Origin of the sequence: Pseudoclavibacter sp. JSM 162008, from assembly GCF_041366455.1 — a bacterium.
Classification (GTDB): domain Bacteria; phylum Actinomycetota; class Actinomycetes; order Actinomycetales; family Microbacteriaceae; genus Pseudoclavibacter.
Map to the genome: position 1 here is coordinate 218617 of NZ_JBEWYX010000002.1, position 19223 is coordinate 237839.

14 protein-coding genes and 1 riboswitch are annotated in these 19223 nt (G+C 68.8%); of the genes, 6 read left to right on the forward strand and 8 right to left on the reverse strand.

What is annotated here, in order from left to right; genetic code table 11:
- Positions 1-654 (reverse strand): ECF transporter S component, encoded by a 654-nt coding sequence (locus ABVF28_RS02505; protein WP_371029364.1) that lies wholly within the window; start codon positions 652-654, stop codon positions 1-3.
- A gap of 51 nt (positions 655-705) precedes the next feature.
- A riboswitch (TPP riboswitch) is annotated at positions 706-815 on the reverse strand.
- A gap of 24 nt (positions 816-839) precedes the next feature.
- Positions 840-1172, reverse strand: a complete 333-nt coding sequence (locus tag ABVF28_RS02510) for a spore germination protein GerW family protein (protein ID WP_104253225.1) — start codon at positions 1170-1172, stop codon at positions 840-842.
- A 149-nt stretch (positions 1173-1321) separates the two neighbouring features.
- Between ABVF28_RS02510 and glgX the strand changes: the two genes are divergently transcribed.
- From glgX to ABVF28_RS02535, 5 genes are all read left to right on the forward strand, one after another.
- On the forward strand, positions 1322-3517 hold the full coding sequence (gene glgX, locus ABVF28_RS02515) for a glycogen debranching protein GlgX (RefSeq protein WP_104311376.1): 2196 nt from the start codon (positions 1322-1324) through the stop codon (positions 3515-3517).
- Between the two features lie 31 nt (positions 3518-3548).
- On the forward strand, positions 3549-5885 hold the full coding sequence (gene treY / locus ABVF28_RS02520) for a malto-oligosyltrehalose synthase (RefSeq protein ID WP_371029365.1): 2337 nt from the start codon (positions 3549-3551) through the stop codon (positions 5883-5885).
- 43 nt (positions 5886-5928) lie between these two features.
- Positions 5929-7725 (forward strand): malto-oligosyltrehalose trehalohydrolase, encoded by a 1797-nt coding sequence (gene treZ, locus ABVF28_RS02525; RefSeq protein WP_371029366.1) that lies wholly within the window; start codon positions 5929-5931, stop codon positions 7723-7725.
- 150 nt (positions 7726-7875) lie between these two features.
- A complete protein-coding gene (locus ABVF28_RS02530) occupies positions 7876-8466 on the forward strand; it encodes a dihydrofolate reductase family protein (RefSeq protein ID WP_179557450.1) in 591 nt (196 codons plus the stop codon).
- Positions 8467-8538: 72 nt separating this feature from the next.
- Positions 8539-8826, forward strand: coding sequence for a DUF2277 domain-containing protein (locus ABVF28_RS02535; RefSeq protein WP_371029367.1), 288 nt, complete (start codon positions 8539-8541; stop codon positions 8824-8826).
- A gap of 9 nt (positions 8827-8835) precedes the next feature.
- On the opposite strand, the gene dinB is transcribed toward ABVF28_RS02535, so the two are convergent.
- A complete protein-coding gene (gene dinB / locus ABVF28_RS02540; RefSeq protein ID WP_371029368.1) occupies positions 8836-10131 on the reverse strand; it encodes a DNA polymerase IV in 1296 nt (431 codons plus the stop codon).
- Positions 10132-10213: 82 nt separating this feature from the next.
- Between dinB and ABVF28_RS02545 the strand changes: the two genes are divergently transcribed.
- On the forward strand, positions 10214-11968 hold the full coding sequence (locus ABVF28_RS02545) for a long-chain-fatty-acid--CoA ligase (protein ID WP_371029369.1): 1755 nt from the start codon (positions 10214-10216) through the stop codon (positions 11966-11968).
- A 69-nt stretch (positions 11969-12037) separates the two neighbouring features.
- Here the strand turns inward: ABVF28_RS02545 and ABVF28_RS02550 are convergent, their stop codons facing one another.
- From ABVF28_RS02550 to ABVF28_RS02570, 5 genes are all read right to left on the reverse strand, one after another.
- On the reverse strand, positions 12038-13450 hold the full coding sequence (locus ABVF28_RS02550) for a hypothetical protein (RefSeq protein WP_371029370.1): 1413 nt from the start codon (positions 13448-13450) through the stop codon (positions 12038-12040).
- Between the two features lie 108 nt (positions 13451-13558).
- Positions 13559-15073 carry an Asp-tRNA(Asn)/Glu-tRNA(Gln) amidotransferase subunit GatB gene (gene gatB / locus ABVF28_RS02555; RefSeq protein WP_371029371.1) on the reverse strand — a complete coding sequence of 505 codons (1515 nt, stop codon included), beginning with the start codon at positions 15071-15073 and terminating at the stop codon, positions 13559-13561.
- Entirely contained in the window at positions 15073-16599 is a 1527-nt protein-coding gene (gatA, locus tag ABVF28_RS02560; RefSeq protein WP_104311368.1) for an Asp-tRNA(Asn)/Glu-tRNA(Gln) amidotransferase subunit GatA, read from the reverse strand. Before gatA ends, gatB begins: the two co-directional genes overlap by 1 nt.
- A complete protein-coding gene (gatC, locus tag ABVF28_RS02565) occupies positions 16596-16895 on the reverse strand; it encodes an Asp-tRNA(Asn)/Glu-tRNA(Gln) amidotransferase subunit GatC (protein WP_104311367.1) in 300 nt (99 codons plus the stop codon). The genes gatA and gatC overlap by 4 nt, the downstream gene beginning before the upstream one ends.
- 75 nt (positions 16896-16970) lie before the next feature.
- Positions 16971-19178 carry a DUF6882 domain-containing protein gene (locus ABVF28_RS02570; RefSeq protein WP_371029372.1) on the reverse strand — a complete coding sequence of 736 codons (2208 nt, stop codon included), beginning with the start codon at positions 19176-19178 and terminating at the stop codon, positions 16971-16973.
- Between the last annotated feature and the right edge of the window lie 45 nt (positions 19179-19223).

A 19223-nucleotide genomic window follows, 5' to 3' on the forward strand; every position in this document is an offset into this window, starting at 1 on the left:
CTAGCCGATTCGCTTCGAGCTTCTACCCGCAGCGAAGCGGTTCAGTGCACCGGTCGCCGCGAGCGCGCGCGTCAGGAGCCAACCGACGACGCCAGCGAGCACGGCACCCGAGAGGACGATCGAGACGAGGTAGATGGTGAGGAACTCCGGACCCTTCTCGATGTTCGCGCTGAGAAAGAGCTCGAGCGTCCACGCCGCGACCGCAGCCCCAGCCCCAGCCAGCATCGCGACGCCGAGGCCGAAGCGCTTATAGAAGAACAGCAGGAAGATGAGCTCAGCGCCGAGCCCCTGCGCGATGCCCGAGTACACGGTCTCGATCGACCACTGGCTGCCGAGGAGCATCGAGACGCTCGCCGCGAGCACCTCGACGAAGAGCGCCGCGCCGGGCTTGCGGATGATCAGCCCGCCCAGCACCCCGCCCAGCAGCCAGATACCGACGGCGATACCGCCGACACCCGGCGTGAACGCATCCATGACCGTGAACCACGCGTAGCCCACGCTGTTCCAGACGATGAAGATGAGCCCCGTCGCGACGCCGAGAACGGCGGCCGTGACGATGTCGATGACCCGCCAGCGGAAGCGGCTCCTCGGCGACCTCGCCTGAGCCGGCCCCTGCGCTGGGGAGGTGTGAGATGGAGTTGAGGAAGTTGTCATGCGATGTGCCCTTTCGAGTGAAAGTGCACGGGCGCAGAGCCTGGGGTGGCTCTGCTCGGAGATGTGCCTCCCTGCGCTGGCATTACCCAGATCAGGTTTGACGGTCGAAGGCTTGTGCCTTCCTCTCAGCCCGGACTACCGGACTCCCGTGAACACCTCCAGTATAGGCCGAAGCGAGCCCCGAGCTACTTCTTGAGGGCCTTGATGAGACGCGGAAGCGCGTGCCCGACCGTCCACACCAGCGGAATCGAGACGACAAGCAGCGTGATGATGTTCGGGCGGAAGCTCGTGCCGAACTCGTCATCGACGTACGCGCCGACGGGGACCGCCATGCCGCCGCCGCCACCGCCGGAAGAGTTCTCCTGCCCCTCCTCGTTGCTCTCGCCGCCGCCGTAGCCGTACGAGACGAGGGCGACAGGAAGGATGGTGGCCTTGCCAAGCTCCACCTTCTCGCCGTAGGCGAGCGTGACGCCGAGCTTCTTGACGGAATCGGTGAGGTTCTGCGTGAGGTTCGTCATGCGGCCAGCGTAGGTCGTCGACATGCCTGCCAACCAGGAGAACTCCTGTGTGCTGGCGGGCGAGAGCGCTCCCACCCTTTGGTAGCTTTAGTGCCTGCATCCACACGCGATGTTCTTCGGTGAAGCAAGATGAAGCAATAGGAGCGTGCATGAAAACGTGGCCCGGAAATGCCTACCCCCTCGGAGCGACGTTCGACGGAAGTGGCACGAACTTCGCGATCTTCAGCGAAGCCGCCCACAAGGTCGAGCTCTGCCTCTTCGACGACGACGGCAACGAGGAGCGGGTGAGGCTCCACGAGCGGGATGCGCACGTCTGGCACGCCTACCTGCCGCACGTGCAGCCGGGCCAGCAGTACGGCTACCGCATGCACGGCGACTATGACCCGGCGACCGGCAGCCGCTGCAACCCCGCGAAGCTCCTCCTCGACCCCTACGCGAAGGCCACGACCGGAGACATCGACTGGGACCAGTCCCTCTTCAGCTACAACTTCGGCGACCCAGACTCGTTCAACGACCTCGACTCCGCGCCCCACATGATGAAGGGCGTTGTCATCAACCCCTACTTCGACTGGGCCGGCGACCGGAAGCCGGGCATCCCCTACAACGAGTCCCTCATCTACGAAGCCCACGTGAAGGGCCTCACCCAGCTGCACCCGGATGTGCCCGAGGAGATCCGGGGCACGTACGCCGGCATCGCGCACCCCGCGATCGTCGAGCACCTCAAGCGGCTCGGCGTCACCGCCATCGAGCTCATGCCCGTGCACCAGTTCGTGCAGGACAGCACCCTCATCGAGAAGGGCCTCCGCAACTACTGGGGCTACAACACCATCTCGTTCCTCGCCCCGCACGCCGACTACGCCTCCCAGGGGACGGCCGGGCAGCAGGTGCAGGAATTCAAGTCCATGGTGCGCACCCTGCACGCCAACGGCATCGAGGTCATCCTCGACGTGGTCTACAACCACACGGCAGAGGGCAACCACCTCGGCCCCACGCTCAGCTTCCGCGGCATCGACAACGCCGCCTACTACCGCCTCGAAGAAGACGACAAGCGGTACTACACGGACTACACGGGCACCGGCAACTCGCTCAACATGCGCCACCCGCACTCGCTGCAGCTCATCATGGACTCGCTGCGCTACTGGGTCACCGAGATGCACGTCGATGGCTTCCGCTTCGACCTCGCCTCCACCCTCGCCCGCGAACTCCACGACGTGGACAAGCTCTCCACCTTCTTCGACCTCGTGCAGCAGGACCCGGTGGTCTCGCAGGTGAAGCTCATCGCCGAGCCGTGGGACGTCGGCCCCGGTGGCTACCAGGTCGGCAACTTCCCGCCGCAGTGGACGGAGTGGAACGGCAAGTACCGCGACACCGTCCGCGACTTCTGGCGCGGCGAGCCCTCCACGCTCGGTGAGTTCGCGAGCCGCATCACCGGGTCCGCCGACCTCTACGAGCACTCCGGACGGCGCCCGTTCGCATCCATCAACTTCGTCACGGCCCACGACGGCTTCACGCTGCGCGACCTCGTCTCGTACAACGAGAAGCACAACGACGCCAACGGGGAGGACGGCAACGACGGCGAAAGCCACAACCGTTCCTACAACCTGGGTGTCGAAGGCCCGACGGATGACCCCGAGATCAACGCCATGCGCGCCCGCCAGCAGCGCAACATCATCGCGACGATGCTGCTCAGCCAGGGTGTCCCCATGCTGCTCCACGGCGACGAGCTGGGCCGCACCCAGCTCGGCAACAACAACACCTACGCGCAGGACAGCGAGCTCAGCTGGGTGCACTGGGAGAACGCCGACGAGCCCCTCGTCGAGTTCACGAGGGCCGTCGCGCAGCTGCGCGCCGACCACCCCACGTTCCGACGCCGCCGGTTCTTCAACGGCCGCGTCGAGAAGCGCGCAGAGGGCTCGGCACTTCCCGACATCGTGTGGCTCTCCACCGACGGCACGCAGATGGCGTCCGAGGACTGGAACGCCGAGTTCGTGAAGTCGATGGGCATGTTCCTGAACGGCAACGCCATCGCCGGCCGCGACGAGCGCGGCGAGGAGATCACCGATGTGAGCTTCATGGTCTACTTCAACGCCAGCGAGACCGTCGTCGAGGCGACGATCCCGAGCGTCGAGATCACCTCGCACTGGGACATCGTCATCGACACGTCCGGCATGCACACCGACCTCGAGGGCATCGAGCCGGGCGCGACCATCCCCCTCGAACCGCGCTCGCTGGTCGTGCTGCGAGAGGCTGAGCTCAAGGAGAAGCCGGACCATTCCGTCGCCGCCTCCGTCGCCGCGATGACGACGCCCATCCCGATCATCACGCGGCCACCGCTCGGCAGCTGACGCCGCCCGCCCCATCTCAGTAGCACCCGCCGTGACGGAGACCATGATGCGCATCCCATCCAGCACCTACCGCTTCCAGCTGACGTCGGAGTTCGACCTCGACGCGGCCGCCGAGCAGCTCCCCTACCTGGAGCGGCTCGGCGTCGGGTGGGTGTACCTCTCCCCTATCCTGCAGGCCGCGCCAGGAAGCACCCACGGCTACGACGTCGTCGACCCCTCGAAGGTGGACGACGAGCGGGGCGGGCGGGAGGCGCTCGAGCGCTTCTCCGCGAAGGCCCGCGAGCTGGGCCTCGGTGTGCTCGTCGACATCGTCCCGAACCACATGGGGGTCGACACGCCGCGAGACAACCCGTGGTGGTGGGACGTCCTCGCCCACGGCCGGGATGCGGCCCACGCCGAGTCGTTCGACATCGACTGGGAGGCCGGCGACGGCAAGCTGCTCATCCCAACCGTCGGCGATGACGACATGCCTCGCGAGCGCGGCGACGCGATCGCCAACGTGACCGTCGACCGCGAGGCAGGCGTGCTGCGATACCACTCGACCGAGTACCCGCTCGCCGAGGGCTCTGCGCCCGAAGGCGCGTCGGTTCGCGAGGTGCTCGACAACCAGCACTACCAGCTCATCCACTGGCGCCAGGGTGACAGCCGCCTGAACTACCGCCGCTTCTTCACCATCACCTCGCTCGCGGGCATCCGCGTCGAGGACGACGAGGTCTTCGAGGAGGCGCACGCCGAGATCCTCGACTGGATGCGCCACCGCCTCGTCGACGGCCTCCGCATCGACCACCCGGACGGGCTGCGCGACCCCGGCGGCTACCTGCGGCACCTCGCCGATCGGACGCGCGGCGCGTACGTGCTCGTCGAGAAGATCCTGGAAGGCGACGAGTCGCTGCCCGCAGACTGGCGCACGGCGGGCACCACCGGCTACGACGCGCTCGGCCAGATCGACCGGGTGCTCGTGGATGCGGACTCCGAGGAGTTCCTCGACGAGCTCGCCGGCGCCGACGGCACCCCCGTCGACTGGGAACAGCTGATCCACGAGGCGAAGCGCGCCGTCGCGGACGTCTCGCTGAACGCCGAGATCCGCCGGATCGCGCGCGAACTGCGGTCGACGGGCATCGAGGACGACCTCATCGAGGACTCGGTCGCCGAGATCGCCGCGCACTTCAGCGTGTACCGGAGCTACCTGCCCACCGGCTCCAACCACCTCGCCGACGCGGCAGAGGCGGCGAAGGAGCAGCGGCCTGACCTGGCCGCATCGATCGCGCGCATCCTGCCGTTCCTCGAAGCCCCCGAAGCTGAAGCCGCGCTGCGGCTGCAGCAGACGACCGGCATGATCATGGCGAAGGCCGTCGAGGACCGCTCGTTCTACCGGTACGCCCGCCTCACCTCGCTCAACGAGGTCGGTGGCGACCCGAACGTCTTCTCGATCACGCCCGAGCGGTTCCACGAGCTGCAGACCACGCGCGCCCGCGACTGGCCGGACGCCATGACCACGCTGTCGACCCACGACACGAAGCGTGGCGAGGACACGAGAGCCCGTATCACGGCCCTCAGCGAGGTCCCGGAGTTCTGGGCCGAGAGCGTCGCCGAACTGCAGAACGTCGCCCCCATCGACGACAACGCCTTCGCCCAGCTGACCTGGCAGGCGATCATCGGAGCCTGGCCGGCCTCCCGCGAGCGCCTCAACGCCTACCTCGAGAAGGCCGCCCGCGAAGCCGACCTGCACACGAGCTGGACCAACCCCAACGAGGCATTCGAGGAGCAGCTGAGCTCGGCTGTCGACGCGGTCTTCGACAACCCCGTCGCGTCCAACATCGTGCAGAACGTCGTCGCCGAGACGCAGGCGGCCGGCTGGTCGAACTCGCTCACCGCCAAGATCGTGCAGCTCACGATGCCGGGCGTCCCCGACGTCTACCAGGGAACCGAGCTGTGGACCCGCACACTCGTCGACCCCGACAACCGGCAGAGCGTCGACTACTCGTCGCGCACCGCGGCGCTCGACGCGATCCTCCACGGGGCCGTCCCCGAGATCGACGACTCCGGCGCCGCCAAGCTGCTCGTCACGGCAGCCTGCCTTCGCCTGCGTCGCAGCCGCCCCGAGCTCTTCACCGAATACGAGGGCATCACGGCCAACGGCCCCGCCGCCGAGCACGCCCTCGCCTTCTCGCGAGGCGGCGCGATCACGATCGCCACGCGCCTGCCCATCGGGCTCGAGCAGGGCGGCGGCTGGATCGGCACCACCATCCCGCTCCCCGAGGGCGAGTGGATCGACCAGCTCACCGCCGCCGTCTACACGGGCGGCAAGGACGTGCCCCTCGCGGCGCTCCTGCAGCAGTACCCCGTCGCGCTCCTCGCCAAGTCCTGACCAGCACCCGAATCCACCGTCGCCTGCCACCAAGGAGTTCTCCGTGCGCGATTCCCGCTTCGACGTCTGGGCACCACACGCCGAGACGCTGACCCTGCACCTCGACGGGTCCGAGCTGCCCATGCGCCGCACAGACGGCGACTGGTGGGTGCCGGATGCTGCGCTCGAGCTCGACGAGGAGACGCACGACTACGGGTACCTCGTCGACGGCGCCACGACTCCGATTCCCGACCCCCGCTCGCGCTGGCAGCCGGACGGCGTGCACGGCCTCTCCCGCACGTTCGACCCGGCCAGGCAGCCGTGGACGGACGACGACTGGACCGGCCGCACCCTCGCTGGCTCGGTCATCATCGAGCTGCACATCGGCACCTTCACACCAGAGGGCACCCTGGACTCCGCCATCACCCGCCTCGACCACCTCCAGACGCTCGGCGTCGACTTCGTCGAGGTCATGCCCGTCAACGCGTTCAGCGGCACCCACGGCTGGGGCTACGACGGCGTCGACTGGTTCGCGGTGCACGAAGGCTACGGCGGGCCCACCGCCTACCAGCGCTTCGTCGAGGCCTGCCACGAGCGCGGCATCGGCGTCATCCAGGACGTCGTCTACAACCACCTCGGCCCGTCCGGCAACTACCTCGGCAAGTTCGGCCCGTACCTCTCCGACCACCACGCCACGGCGTGGGGCGACACCGTCAACCTCGACGGGGAGAACTCCGACGAGGTGCGCGCCTACATCCGCGACAACGTCGCCATGTGGCTGCGAGACTTCCACGTCGACGGCCTGCGACTGGACGCCGTGCACGCGCTCATCGACGACCGGGCCGTGCACATCCTCGAGGAGCTGGCGCGCGACGTCGACGAGCTCGAGGCGCACGTGGGCCGCCCCCTCACGCTGATCGCCGAGTCCGACCTCAACAACCCGCGCCTCATCACGTCAGATGAGGCGGGCGGCTACGGACTCGACGCGCAGTGGTCAGACGACTTCCACCACGCCGTGCACGTCAACCTCACGGGCGAGATGAGCGGCTACTACGCCGACTTCGAGGGCCTCGATTCCCTGGTGAAGGTCCTCACGAAGGGCTTCTTCCACAACGGCACGCTCTCGACCTTCCGCGGCCGCCACCATGGCCGTGCCCTCCCGGCGCAGACCCGCGCCTGGCGGCTCGTCGTCTCGTCGCAGAACCACGATCAGATCGGCAACCGGGCCATCGGCGACCGCCTCACCGCGACCCTCTCCCCCGGCCAGCTCGCCATCGCGGCGACGCTCGAGCTCACCTCGCCCTTCACGCCCATGCTCTTCATGGGCGAGGAGTGGGGCGCCACGACGCCGTTCCAGTTCTTCTCCTCCCACCCGGAGCCCGAGCTGGCCAAGGCGACGACCGAAGGCCGCATCGGCGAGTTCGCGCGCATGGGATGGGACGCGGCCGTCGTCCCGAACCCGCAGGACGTGCAGACATTCACCCGGTCGAAGCTCGACTGGAGCGAGCTCGACAAGCCCGAGCACGCGCGCCTTCTCGAGATCTACCGTGAGCTCATCGCCCTGCGCCGGCGCGAGGCCGACATCACCCTGCCGTGGCTCGACGCGAGCAGCGTCGATGTCTCCGAGGAGCACGGCACGCTGGCCATCACGCGCGGCAGCCTCACCATCGCGGTGAACCTCTCCTCGCACGAGCGCGAGCTGCGTGTCGAGCGCGCCGCTGAAGTGCTGTTCGCGACGGATGCGCGGGCGGCGCTCGGTGAGACCACCGGAACGGTCACCGGCGCGCCGGTCGGCGCATCCGCCGTGCCGTTGCGCCTGCCCGCGGAGAGCGCCGCGGTGCTCCGCGTCACCCGCGCCTGACCTCGCCTGTCCAACTTCAGTGCAGATCTCGGCGTTTCGGGCCCAGAACGGCTCGTATAGACGCATATCGCACTGAAGTTGGACACGCGGGCATGGGTTTCTCCCGCTTCACTGGCTAGCATGGTGCTCCCGACGCGAAGGAGCGGTCCCATGGGCAAGGTCGTCATGTACAGCTCGGTCTCGGTCGACGGCTTCATCGCCGACGACAACGACGACCCCGGTCACCTCTTCGACTGGCTGACCAGCGGAGACGTCGCGCTCGACGACAGCGGCGTCCTGAAGGTCTCACAGGCGTCCTACGACTACACCCGCCCGTACTGGGACGAGATCGGCGTGACGATCGCCGGCCGACACGTCTTCGACGTGACGGACGGCTGGGACGGGACCCCGCCGAGCGGCATCGACCACGTGGTCGTCGTGTCCCACCGGCCCCCGCCAGAGGGGTGGAACACGGAACTGCCGTTCCATTTCGTCGAGGGTGTCGAGGCCGCCGTCGCCCGAGCCAAGGAGCTCGCGGGTGACCGGACCGTCGAGGTGGCCGCCGGCGACGTGGGCGGGCAGGCGCTCGCCGCCGGCCTTGTCGACGAGGTGCGGATGGATGTGGTCCCCGTGGTCTTCGGCGCAGGCAAGCGCTTCTTCGGGGAGACCGACGCCCAGCACCTGCTTGAGGACCCCGACGTCGTGCTGCCGGGCACCAGGGTGCTTCACCTCCGCTACCGCGTGCGCCGCCCAGCGAGCTAGGTCTCGTCTGCGGCGAGCACGCGAAGCCGGGTTCGCTTGTCGCTTCCAGAGCGTCGGCGTACCCTGACCCGCATGTGCAGAAACATCACCGAGCTCCGCGGGCTCGAACCGGCCGCGAACGACACCGAGATCGAGGCCGCCGCACGCCAGTACGTGCGCAAGGTCTCCGGAATCACGCATCCCACAGACCGCACCCGTGACGCCTTCGAGCGTGCGGTGCGCGAGATCGCGCACATCACCGAGCATCTCCTCGAGGACCTGCCCGAGCGACGCCAGCCGCCGAAGACCGTCCCACCGTTGCGGCGCCCAGAAGTGCAGGCGCGAATCGCCGCCCGCGAAGCCGCGAAGACCGCCTCCTAGACGCACACCTCAGTGCTGGTCCTGGGCCTCGTCCTGCGTGCGGTTCGCGCGCTCGCTGAGTCCGACGGTGCCGTCGCTTCGCTCACCCCGACCGAGCAGCGAGGCCGGGCGCAGCGCGAACTTCCCGAAGCGGGCAACAGCCTGGTCGACGGCTCGTTCCGCCGCCTCCCAATCGTCGTCCTCCTCGGCTCCGAAGAGCGACAGCTGGCCTGAGGTCCCCGCCTCCACGAGGCGCTCGGCCCGCACTCCGATGAGGCGCACAGGCCGCGGCGGCACGAGGGCTGCGCGCAGCATCTCGCGCGCCTCGAGATACAGCGAATGCCCGACGTCGCTCGGCTCCGCGAGCGTGTGCGAACGCGTGATGGTGGAGAAGTCGGACCAGCGAAGCTTGATGCCGACCTGACGAGCCTGCAGGCCCGCACGGCGCAGCCGAGTGGCCACCGCATCCGCCTGCGCTCGTACCTCACGCTCGAGGAAGACGAAGTCGGCCACGTCCTCGAAGAACGTCTGCTCGTGACTGATCGACTTCTCCCGGTGGGCCTCCTCCACGCCGCGCTCGTCCCTGCCCCACGCAAGGGCGCTGAGCTTCGCCGCCCCAGCCTTGCCGACTGCCCGCTCGAGCACCGGCACCGGCGTGTGAGCCAGGTCGAAGACCGTGTGGATGCCGATGCCACGCAGCTTCGCCTCACTCTTCTCCCCGACACCCCAGAGGGCCCCGACGGGCAGGTGGTGCAGGAACGGAATGGTCTCCTCATGCGGGATCACGAGCATGCCGTTCGGCTTGCACTTGCCGGAGGCGAGCTTCGCGACGAACTTCGTGGAGGCGGCGCCGACGGAGCACGTGAGCCCTGTCTGCGCCTTGACCCGTTCCCGCAGTCGCGCTGCGATCTCGCCGGGCGTGCCGAACAGCAGGCTCGCGCCAGACACGTCGAGGAACGCCTCGTCGATCGACAGAGGCTCGACGAGGGGCGTGAACTCGCGGAAGATCTCCATGACCTGCTGCGACGCCTCACGGTACTTATGCATGCTGCCCGGCAGCACGACGGCCTCGGGGCACCGCGCGATGGCCTGGTGCATCGGCATGGCGCTTCGCACTCCCCGCGCCCTGGCCTCGTAGCTCGCGCTCGAGACGACACCCCGCTCGCGCGTGCCACCGACGATCACCGGCTTGCCGATGAGGTCGGGCCGCTCGAGGAGCTCGACCGCGACGAAGAAGGCGTCCATGTCGACATGGAGGATGCTCGCGGACGCGTCGCGGTCGGACGCCGCACCCGTCTGCCGCACACCCATGTCTTTCCTGGTCATGCATCCATTGTGCGATGTCCCACCGACATCCGCAGGACGCACCGGACATCTCACCGACGCTCTGCGCGAATAGACTCTGCGCATGCAGCTCAACGAGTCTCGCGCCTGGACCGCCTTCTACGCCCCCGGGACCCCGAAGGACATCGAAGTCCCGAACGGGTCGCTCCCCGACATGCTGTCGGAGATCGCCGAGCGGTTCCCCGACAAGCCCGCGATCGAGTTCTTCGGCGCGCAGACCACCTTCGCGGAGCTGCAGGACCAGGTGCTGCGGTTCGCGCAGGGGCTGCGGCGTATCGGCGTCAAGCGGGGCGACCGGGTGGCGCTGATCATGCCGAACGCGCCGCAGCACGTGGTCGCGTTCTATGCGGTGCTCCGCCTCGGAGCGGTTGTCGTCGAGCACAACCCGCTCTACACGCGTGACGAGCTGCGCACGCAGTTCGAAGACCACGGTGCCGAGATCGTCATCGCCTGGGACAAGGCCGCGCCGACGGTGCAGTCGCTCCCCCACAGCCTCGGCATCCGCCACGTCATCGCGGTCGATGTGACGAAGGGCATGCCGCTCAAGACGCAGCTGCTGCTCCGCCTGCCCATCGCGAAAGCCCGCGAGTCCCGCGCCAAGCTCAGCGCGAAGGCGCCGGGCACCGTCCCCTTCGAGAAGCTCGCGAAGCAGCAGCCACTCCACGCGAGCATCCCGACCCCGGGCCCGGAAGACCTCGCGAGCCTGCAGTACACGAGCGGCACGACGGGCAACCCCAAGGGAGCGATGCTCACCCACCGCAACCTGTGGTCGAACGCCCGCCAGGGCGCCGCCTGGATGCCGGAGTTCACGGCGGGCAACGAGACGATCTACGGCGTGCTGCCCATGTTCCACGCGTTCGGCGTGCTGCTCTCCGTCATCTACTCCGTGAGTGTCGGCGCGAAGGCGGTGCTCTTCCCGACGTTCGACCCCGAGCTGGTCATCGCAGCGTCGAAGAAGTCGCCGGCGACCTTCATCCCCGCCGTGCCGCCCATGTACGACCGGCTCGCGCGCGTCGCGAAGGAGGGCAAGCTCGACCTCTCCGGCGTCATCTACGCCATCTCGGGCGCCATGACGCTGAACGACGCCATCGTGCACCGCTGGGAGGCCGTCGCGGGTGGCCAGCTCGTCGAAGGGTACGGACTCACCGAGACGTCGCCCGTCGCGCTCGGCAATCCGTTCACCGACAAACGGAAGACGGGAACGATCGGCATCCCGTTCCCGTCGACCTTCATCAAGGTCACCGACCCGAGCGACCCGAGCAGGGAGGTCGAACTCGGCGAAGTCGGCGAGCTGCTCATCAAGGGCCCGCAGACCTTCCAGGGCTATTGGAACCGCCCCGAGGAGACGGCGGAGGTGCTCATCGACGGCGGCTGGGTGCGTTCGGGCGACCTCGTCGTGCAGGATGCGGACGGTTTCGTGACGGTAGTGGACCGCAAGAAGGAGCTCATCATCACGGGCGGCTTCAACGTGTCGCCCTCCGAGGTCGAGCGCGTTGTCACCGAGGTGCCAGGCGTCGCCGAGGTCGCCGTCGTCGGCATCAGGCGAGGTGGTGGCGCCGAGGTCGTCACCGCCGTCGTCGTGCTCGATGAGGGGGCACGCTTCGACGAGGCTGCAACGCGCGCCTTCGTCCGCGAGCGACTCTCCGAGCACAAGGTGCCGCGGTCGTACGTCGTCTGGGAGGAGCTCCCGAAATCGCTCATCGGGAAGGTGCTGCGCAAGAAGGTTCGGGACGCGCTGCAGCAGAACCGCAACGCGACAGCGGCAGCCGCAGCGGGAGACGACGAAGAGACTGGCGGGGCGCGCCCCGGCGCCGAATAGGCCGAAGCGCGAGCGAGCCCGCCCCTGCAGCGCAGGGGCGGGCTCGCGGCGTCTCGGTCAGCGACTCATTCAGCTGCCGGCGACGTACTCCTCGCCAGCCGGAGTGAGGCGGGTGCCCGTCGGTCCCTCGAGGTCGACGAGGCCGGCCCTGGCCGCCTGACGCACCGAGGCGGCGACGTTCACCGGCACTCGCCACGTCATGCGCTCGAACTCGGCCGTGATCCTCGCCGCGGTGACCTCGGCCTCATCGCCGATGATCGAGGCGATGGCGAGTGCGATGCGCTGCCCGTTGTTCGTCGGCTTCAGCTCTTCTGCGAGCTCTTCGAGACTCCGGGCTCGTGATCTTGCGGCGCGGGACCTGGCCGCTGCGCTGCCTCGCGAACCGGCCCTCGTGCGGGATGCGATCGGGGCGGTGCCCGTGCGTTCGTCCGTGGCCGTCTCCGACGACATCTGGGAAGTCGAAGCACGCCCCTGGCCTGCGCGGGCTCGCGTTGAGGCGCGGACGGTGCTGCGGGGGCTGCGCACCTGGTCTCCATTCGAGCCAGAGCCAGAGGACGACGCTCTCTTGTTGGGCGGCGTCGAGGCGGGCGAAGGCCCGTCGACCGTCTCGGCGCTGTTGATCCCGGAAGGGCGGCGCCCACGGCCCGCACGCACCGAGCGGGCGGACTCCACGCCTCTGACCGCAGACTCGTCGTCACGCGCTTCCGCGGCGACGGGCGCGCCACCCTCCGCCGTTCTCGGCGCTGCCGTGCGGATGTCGATGGGGCCGAGGTCGGCGGCGTCGACGCCGTGCTCGACGACCGCGGTCACGTAGCTGTCGAAGACCGCACGATGCACCGCCGTCTCGTGCTGTTCGACGAGCGCGACGATCCCGGGCATGGCCCTGATGAGTCGAGCGAACCCGTGGGCGTCGTCGCCCTCATCGGTGAGGAGCGCCGCATCGCGCAGGATGTGCGTCCGTTCGCCCGCGCCCGACTTGCGGCCCTTCGTCGCACCGACCTTCGGAGCAGGCTCGACCAGCCCGGAGTCCTCGGCCCGGACCGTCTCAGCCTTGGACTTCTTGTCGCCCTTCGGTTTCTTCTTCTCCTTGGACTTCTTCTCGTCCTTGGACTTCTTCTTGCCCGTGGACTTCTTCTCGTCCGTGGACTTCTTCTCGTCCGTGGACTTCGTCTTGTCCTGAGATGTCTTCTCGTCGCTGAGCTTCTTGCTGTCCTTGGACTTCTTGCTGTCCTTGAGCTTCTTGCTGTCCTTGGACTTCTTCTTGTCCTCGGACTTCGTCTTGTCCGTCGGGTCCTTCAGCGTCGCCGGATCCGCGACGACGATCGGTTCGAGCGTCGTCACGAGCGATGACGTGCCAGCTGAGGCCGGTCGCTGCACCGACTTCGGCGGCTGCACACGCTCTTTCTTGACCTTCGCCCGAGGGCCGCCCTGCGTGGCATCTGGTCGTTCGACCCGAGCCTTCTTGCCAGTCTTCTTGCCCATGAGATTCACTGCTCCGTTCACCGAGGCCCTGTGGCTCTGACGCTATCGCCAGAGCCACAGGGGCGCCTAGGTCCTGCCCGACAATTCCCCGGTGTACGAGTTCGAGCTCTAGGAGCTCTGGGCGCGCTCGAGAACGAGCTCTCGCACGCGCGCGGCGTCTGCCTTGCCCCGCATCGCCTTCATCACGGCGCCGATGACCGCACCTGCCGCCTGCACCTTGCCGTCGCGGATCTTCGCGAGGACGTCAGGCTGCTGCGCAAGTGCCGCGTCGATGGCCTCGATGAGAGGCCCGTCATCGCTGACGACGGCGAGTCCGCGCGATTCGACGACCTCTGCGGGAGATCCCTCACCCGCGAGCACTCCCTCGAGCACGTCGCGCGCGAGTCGGTCGTTGACCGTGCCTGCCGTGATCAGACCGTCGAGCTCGGCGATCTGCCGCGGGGTCGCGAGGTCCGTGGCCTGCACTCCGCGGTCGTTGGCGATGCGCGAGAGCTCGCCCATCCACCACTTCTTGGCGCCAGCGACCGTCGCGCCAGCCGCGACGGTCGCATCGACGACCTCGAGAAGCCCCGCGTTGGCGATGTCCTGGAACTCCTGGTCGGCGAAGCCCCACTCCGCCTTGAGGCGGCGGCGGCGGGCGACGGGCGCCTCGGGAAGCGTCGCGCGAAGCTCCTCGACGAGCTCACGGCTGGGGCGCAGCGGCATGAGGTCGGGCTCAGGGAAGTATCGGTAGTCGTCGGCGTCGGACTTCGGACGACCGGATGAGGTGCGTCCCGTGTCCTCGTGCCAGTGCCGGGTCTCCTGCGTGATGCTCCCGCCAGCCGCGAGGAGCGCAGCCTGGCGCTGGATCTCGTACCGGACTGCGCGCTCGATCGACCTGAACGAGTTGACGTTCTTCGTCTCCGTGCGCGTGCCGAGCTTCTCCTCGCCCCGCGGGCGGAGCGAGACATTGGCGTCGCAGCGGAGGTTGCCACGCTCCATGCGAGCCTCGGAGACGCCGAGCGCGCGGACGATGTCGCGGATCGTCGAGACGTACGCCGCCGCGAGCTGCGGCGTCTGCGCCTCACCGCCGAAGATGGGCCGGGTCACGATCTCGACGAGTGGCACACCGGCGCGGTTGTAGTCGACCAGCGAGTACTCGGCGCCCTGGATGCGGCCGGTCGACCCTCCGACGTGCGTGAGCTTGCCCGCGTCTTCTTCCATGTGGGCGCGCTCGATCGGAACGTGGAAGACGGTGCCGTCCTCCAGCTCGACCTCGACCTCGCCGTCGAAGGCGATGGGGTCGTCATACTGCGAGATCTGATAGTTCTTCGGGTTGTCGGGGTAGAAGTAGTTCTTCCGCGCGAAGCCCGAGACCTCGGCGATCTCGCAGTTGAGGGCGAGCCCGAGCGCGATCGAGTAGCGCACAGCCTGCTCGTTGACTACGGGCAGCGTCCCGGGAAGGCCGAGGTCGACCGGCCCGATGTTGGTGTTCGGCTCGCCGCCCACCTCGTTCCCCGAGTGGTTCGGGGTGTCGGAGAACATCTTGGTCTTGGTGCCGAGCTCGACGTGCACCTCGAGACCGATGACGGGCTCGTAGAGTTCGAGCGCGCGGTCGTAGTCCATCAGCTCTGGCTTGGCCATCAGCGTGCACCTGCCTTCAGCTGGGGCGCCTGCGCGAGCAGGGGTCCGCCCCATCGGTCTTCGAGAGTCTGTTCGAGCGCCGCAGCCACGGTGTAGAGGCGTGCGTCGTCGCGGGCGGCCGCCATGAACTGGATGCCGACCGGCAGCCCGTTCTCGGGCGCGAGTCCGCCGGGCACGGAGATGCCGGGGACGCCAGCGAGGTTGGCGGGGATGGTCGTGAGGTCGGCGAGGTACATGGCCGTCGGGTCCTCTGCCTTCTCGCCGAGCTTGTAGGCCGTGGTCGGCGACGTGGGCGCGGCGAGCACGTCGACACCGGCGAAGGCGGCGGCGAAGTCCTGCTGCACGAGCGTGCGCACCTTCTGGGCCGACCCGTAGAAGGCGTCGTAGTAGCCGGCCGAGAGCGCGTAGGTCCCGAGGAGGATGCGGCGCTTGGCCTCGTCACCGAAGCCCTTGCTTCGCGTCGCCGACATGACCTTCTCGACGGTTGTGGCGGAGGCGTCCGTGACCCGCAGCCCGAAGCGCACGGAGTCGTAGCGAGCGAGATTGCTCGATGCTTCCGCGGGCATGATCAGGTAGTACGCGGCGACGGCGTACTCGAAGTGCGGCGTCTCGATCCACGAGACGACCGCACCGCGTTCCTCGAGCGCGGCAAGCGCCTCCTGGAAGCGCTGGGTGACCCCGGGTTCGAAGCCCGCCCCGTCGGCGATCTGCTTGGGCACACCGATACGGAGTCCGCGAACGGAGTCCTCGTTGCGGCCCGCAAGAGCTGCGTCGGTGAAGGACGGCCACTCCCCCGTGAGCGAGGTGGAGTCGCGGCGGTCGTGGCCCGCGAGCACGTCGTGGAGGGCGGCCGTGTCGAGCACGTTGCGTGCTGCCGGCCCGATCTGGTCGAGCGAGGATCCGAGCGCGAGCGCCCCATAGCGGCTGACGCCGCCGTAGGTGGGCTTCATGCCCACGGTGCCCGTGACGGATGCAGGCTGACGGATGGATCCACCGGTGTCGGTTCCGAGAGCGAGCGGCGCCTCGTAGGCGGCGACGGCAGCGGCGGAGCCTCCACCTGAACCGCCGGGAATGCGCTCGAGGTCCCACGGGTTGTGCGTGGCACCGTAGGCGGAGTGCTCGGTGGAAGAGCCCATCGCGAACTCGTCGAGGTTGGTCTTGCCGATGATGACGAGGTCGTTGTCGCGGAGGCGCTCGACGACGGTCGCGTCGTACGGCGGCACCCAGCCCTCGAGGATGCGGGAGCCGGCGGTCGTCGGCGTGCCCTTCGTGGCGATGTTGTCCTTGACGGCGACGGGGACGCCAGCCAGCGGAGCGAGCTTCTCGCCGGCCTGCCGCTTCGCGTCGACACGTCCCGCGGCGGCAAGCGAGGCGTCGGCATCGACGTGGAGGAACGCGTGGACGTCACCGTCGACAGCCTCGATGCGCTCGAGGTGTGCGGTGGTCGCTTCGATGGAGCTGATGGTGCCGGCCGCGATCGCCGCCGCCAGGTCGGTCGCGCTCAGGCGCGTGATGTCGGCGGTCACTGCTCTTCTCCCAGGATCGCGGTGACACGGAATCGTGTCCCGTCGCTGTCCGGCGCTCCTGCGAGCGCAGCATCGCGGTCGAGCGGTTCGCCGACCTCGTCTGCACGTGTCACGTTGTGCATGGCGATCGGATGCGTCGTCACGTCCACGTCGGGGGTCGCCACCTCCTGCACTTTCTGGATCAGGTGCTGGATTTCGATGAGTTCGCCGGTGACGCGCTCGATCTCGCCGTCTGCGAGGTCGATGCGTGCGAGCTGAGCGAGGTGCTCAACGTCGGCGGCAGTGATGTCGGTCATTCGTCTCCGATAGTGCGTCGGCCAGGGCTGGACAAGTCTAGGCCGCGCCCAGGGCGCGGCCGTGCTCGCTGCTGACTACTGGCGTGGTGGCTGCTGCTGGGGTGGCCAGGGCGGCTGGCCGTTGCCAGGCCAGCGTGGATCGTACCCGGGCTGGCCCGGCTGAGGGTGCTGCCCCTGGTTCGGCCCCTGCTGCGGAGCCTGGCCGGCATACGGACCCTGCCCCTGTGGAGCCTGGCCGGGATACGGACCCTGCCCCTGTGGGTTCTGTCCATACGGTGGCTGGCCCTGTGGCGCCTGACCGTATGGTGGCTGGCGGTTCCAGGCGCCGTCCTGCGGAGGTTGCTGCGGCGCGCGCGACGGCGGGAACTGCTGCGGCTGCCCCTGGCGCCTCGGGTCGAAGCCTCCGAGCTGCGCTGGGTACTGGTTGCCGGGATGCTGGCTGCCGGGAGCCTGCTGCTGGCCAGGTTGCCACTGCGGCGGCTGGCCCTGGTTCTGCTGAGCGCGCCCCTGCTCGTTCCCGTACGCCGGCGGCTGTACCTGCGGGCGCTGCCAGGAGCCACCCGGCTGGGATTGGCCCTGCCACGGCTGACCCTGGGGGCCCGGGTTCCCGGGCTGGCCGGGCTGCCCCGTGTGCGGGAACTGCTGCTGGGGAGGCTGCTGCCACCCGGCTTGCGGCGGCTGGCCGTGATTTCCGCCCTGCCCCTGCTGGGGATACTGCTGGCCCGGATGTCCCACGGCGCTCGGCTGGCCGTACGCGCTCGGCTGGCCGTAGGCGCTCGGCTGGCCAGGCTGCATGGGCTGCATGGGCTGCATGGGCTGCTGGTTGGGTTGGCCGAAGTGATTCGGCTGGCCTGGCTGCGTGGGCTGGCCGTGCTGCCCCTGCTGCGGAGGACGCCCGAAGGGAGCTGACGGGCCTGCTTGCGAGGGCGGGACAGGGTTTCCGGCCTGGGCACCCTGGGGCGGGTTCGCGAGGTGCGGCGGAAGGAAGCCCTGTGCTGCGCCCTCACCTGGCGCAGGTGCTGGAACGGGAGGGGGGCCGCCGACAGGTGGGGCGACGGCCGATGGCGGGGTCCGTTCCCAGCGGGGCGAAGCGTCGAACGGCTGCCAGGGGGCACCGGGAGCCGCGGCCTGAGACTGAGCCGTTCCTGATGCCGGTGGAAGCCCCGCGGACGGGGGCGCAGCGGTCTCTGCTCGCCGCTCTGCGCGCTGCGGCGATTCGACGTACGGGGCCGATGCGGGTACGACAGGCGGAGGTGGTGTCGGGAGCCCAGCGGGCGGTACGACAGGAACAGGCGCAGGCTGCGCCTCCGTGGTCTGCAGCTCGTGCAACGGAGCCGGAGGTGCATCGCTCGGTGCGTGATCGAGTTTCACCCCCGGTTCCGGAGTCGGCGTGTGCTCGATCTGCGGCGTGTGATCAGCCGTCGGCTCCTGGTCCGGAACAACCTCGGTGGCCGGTTGCTCTTCGGGCGACACCTGAGCTGTTTCGGCCGACGGAGCGACGTCAGACGTGCGCTCGGGCGCCACCTCGGGCACGCTGCCCGACGTGCTCTCGGACAGGCTGCCCGATGTGCTGTCCGGCACGCTGTCCGGCACGACCTCGGGCTCGCTGCTGTCGGCGGTCGCCTCCGGGGTCACGCGAGCGACCAGGATCCGCTGCGCGTCGTCGAGGGTGATCTCGACGCTGCCGGCACTCGTGGAGAGCTCGTAACTGGACGCGCCCGTGCGGCTGAGCTGCGACTCGCTGCGTGCCGCATACGCGTGGAGGGCACGCACGTGGTCGCCCAGGACCCCGGCATCCAGTGCATCCAGGATGGCGCGCGTCGCTCGCTCGGCGGTCGTCGCCGTGTCTGGCCCCGCTTGCACCATGAGGTGCACCTGCACGCCGGGCGCGGCCTCGAGGACGACGCTGTCGCGCGATCGTGTGAGGGCCTTCGCTGCGAGGACCAGCAGGAGCGGCGCGGCCTCGTCGGTCTTCACCACGGAGGACGACAGCTGCTCCGGCCCGCCATCGAGCACAAACGAACGCACCCGTCCGGCGAGCGCGATGGCCTGTTCCGGGAAGTTGTTGACGTTGTTCCAACCCCACATCCACGTGCCCGCACTCTGGGCGACGCTGCCGATGAGCTGGACCGGGAGCACCGTCGGGCTCGGCTGGGTCTGGTACGTGATCGACGGAGCAGTCAAATCGACATCCCATCCGGCGTCGCCGAGCCGCTCCGTGAGCTGCGCGTGCGCGTCGAAGTGGAGGATGGCGGCGTCGTCCGCCAGATCTTGCAAGCTCACGCTGAGCATGGTTCCCCGTTCCTCCGCGGCGAGCCGATGCCACGG

Bases quoted from the DNA above. Each gene is read 5' to 3' on its own strand.
- ABVF28_RS02505 (WP_371029364.1), bottom strand. From the start codon at position 654: ATGACAACTTCCTCAACTCCATCTCACACCTCCCCAGCGCAGGGGCCG.
- ABVF28_RS02510 (WP_104253225.1), bottom strand. From the start codon at position 1,172: ATGACGAACCTCACGCAGAACCTCACCGATTCCGTCAAGAAGCTCGGC.
- glgX (WP_104311376.1), top strand. From the start codon at position 1,322: ATGAAAACGTGGCCCGGAAATGCCTACCCCCTCGGAGCGACGTTCGAC.
- ABVF28_RS02530 (WP_179557450.1), top strand. From the start codon at position 7,876: ATGGGCAAGGTCGTCATGTACAGCTCGGTCTCGGTCGACGGCTTCATC.
- ABVF28_RS02535 (WP_371029367.1), top strand. From the start codon at position 8,539: ATGTGCAGAAACATCACCGAGCTCCGCGGGCTCGAACCGGCCGCGAAC.
- dinB (WP_371029368.1), bottom strand. From the start codon at position 10,131: ATGACCAGGAAAGACATGGGTGTGCGGCAGACGGGTGCGGCGTCCGAC.
- ABVF28_RS02545 (WP_371029369.1), top strand. From the start codon at position 10,214: ATGCAGCTCAACGAGTCTCGCGCCTGGACCGCCTTCTACGCCCCCGGG.
- ABVF28_RS02550 (WP_371029370.1), bottom strand. From the start codon at position 13,450: ATGGGCAAGAAGACTGGCAAGAAGGCTCGGGTCGAACGACCAGATGCC.
- gatB (WP_371029371.1), bottom strand. From the start codon at position 15,073: ATGGCCAAGCCAGAGCTGATGGACTACGACCGCGCGCTCGAACTCTAC.
- gatC (WP_104311367.1), bottom strand. From the start codon at position 16,895: ATGACCGACATCACTGCCGCCGACGTTGAGCACCTCGCTCAGCTCGCA.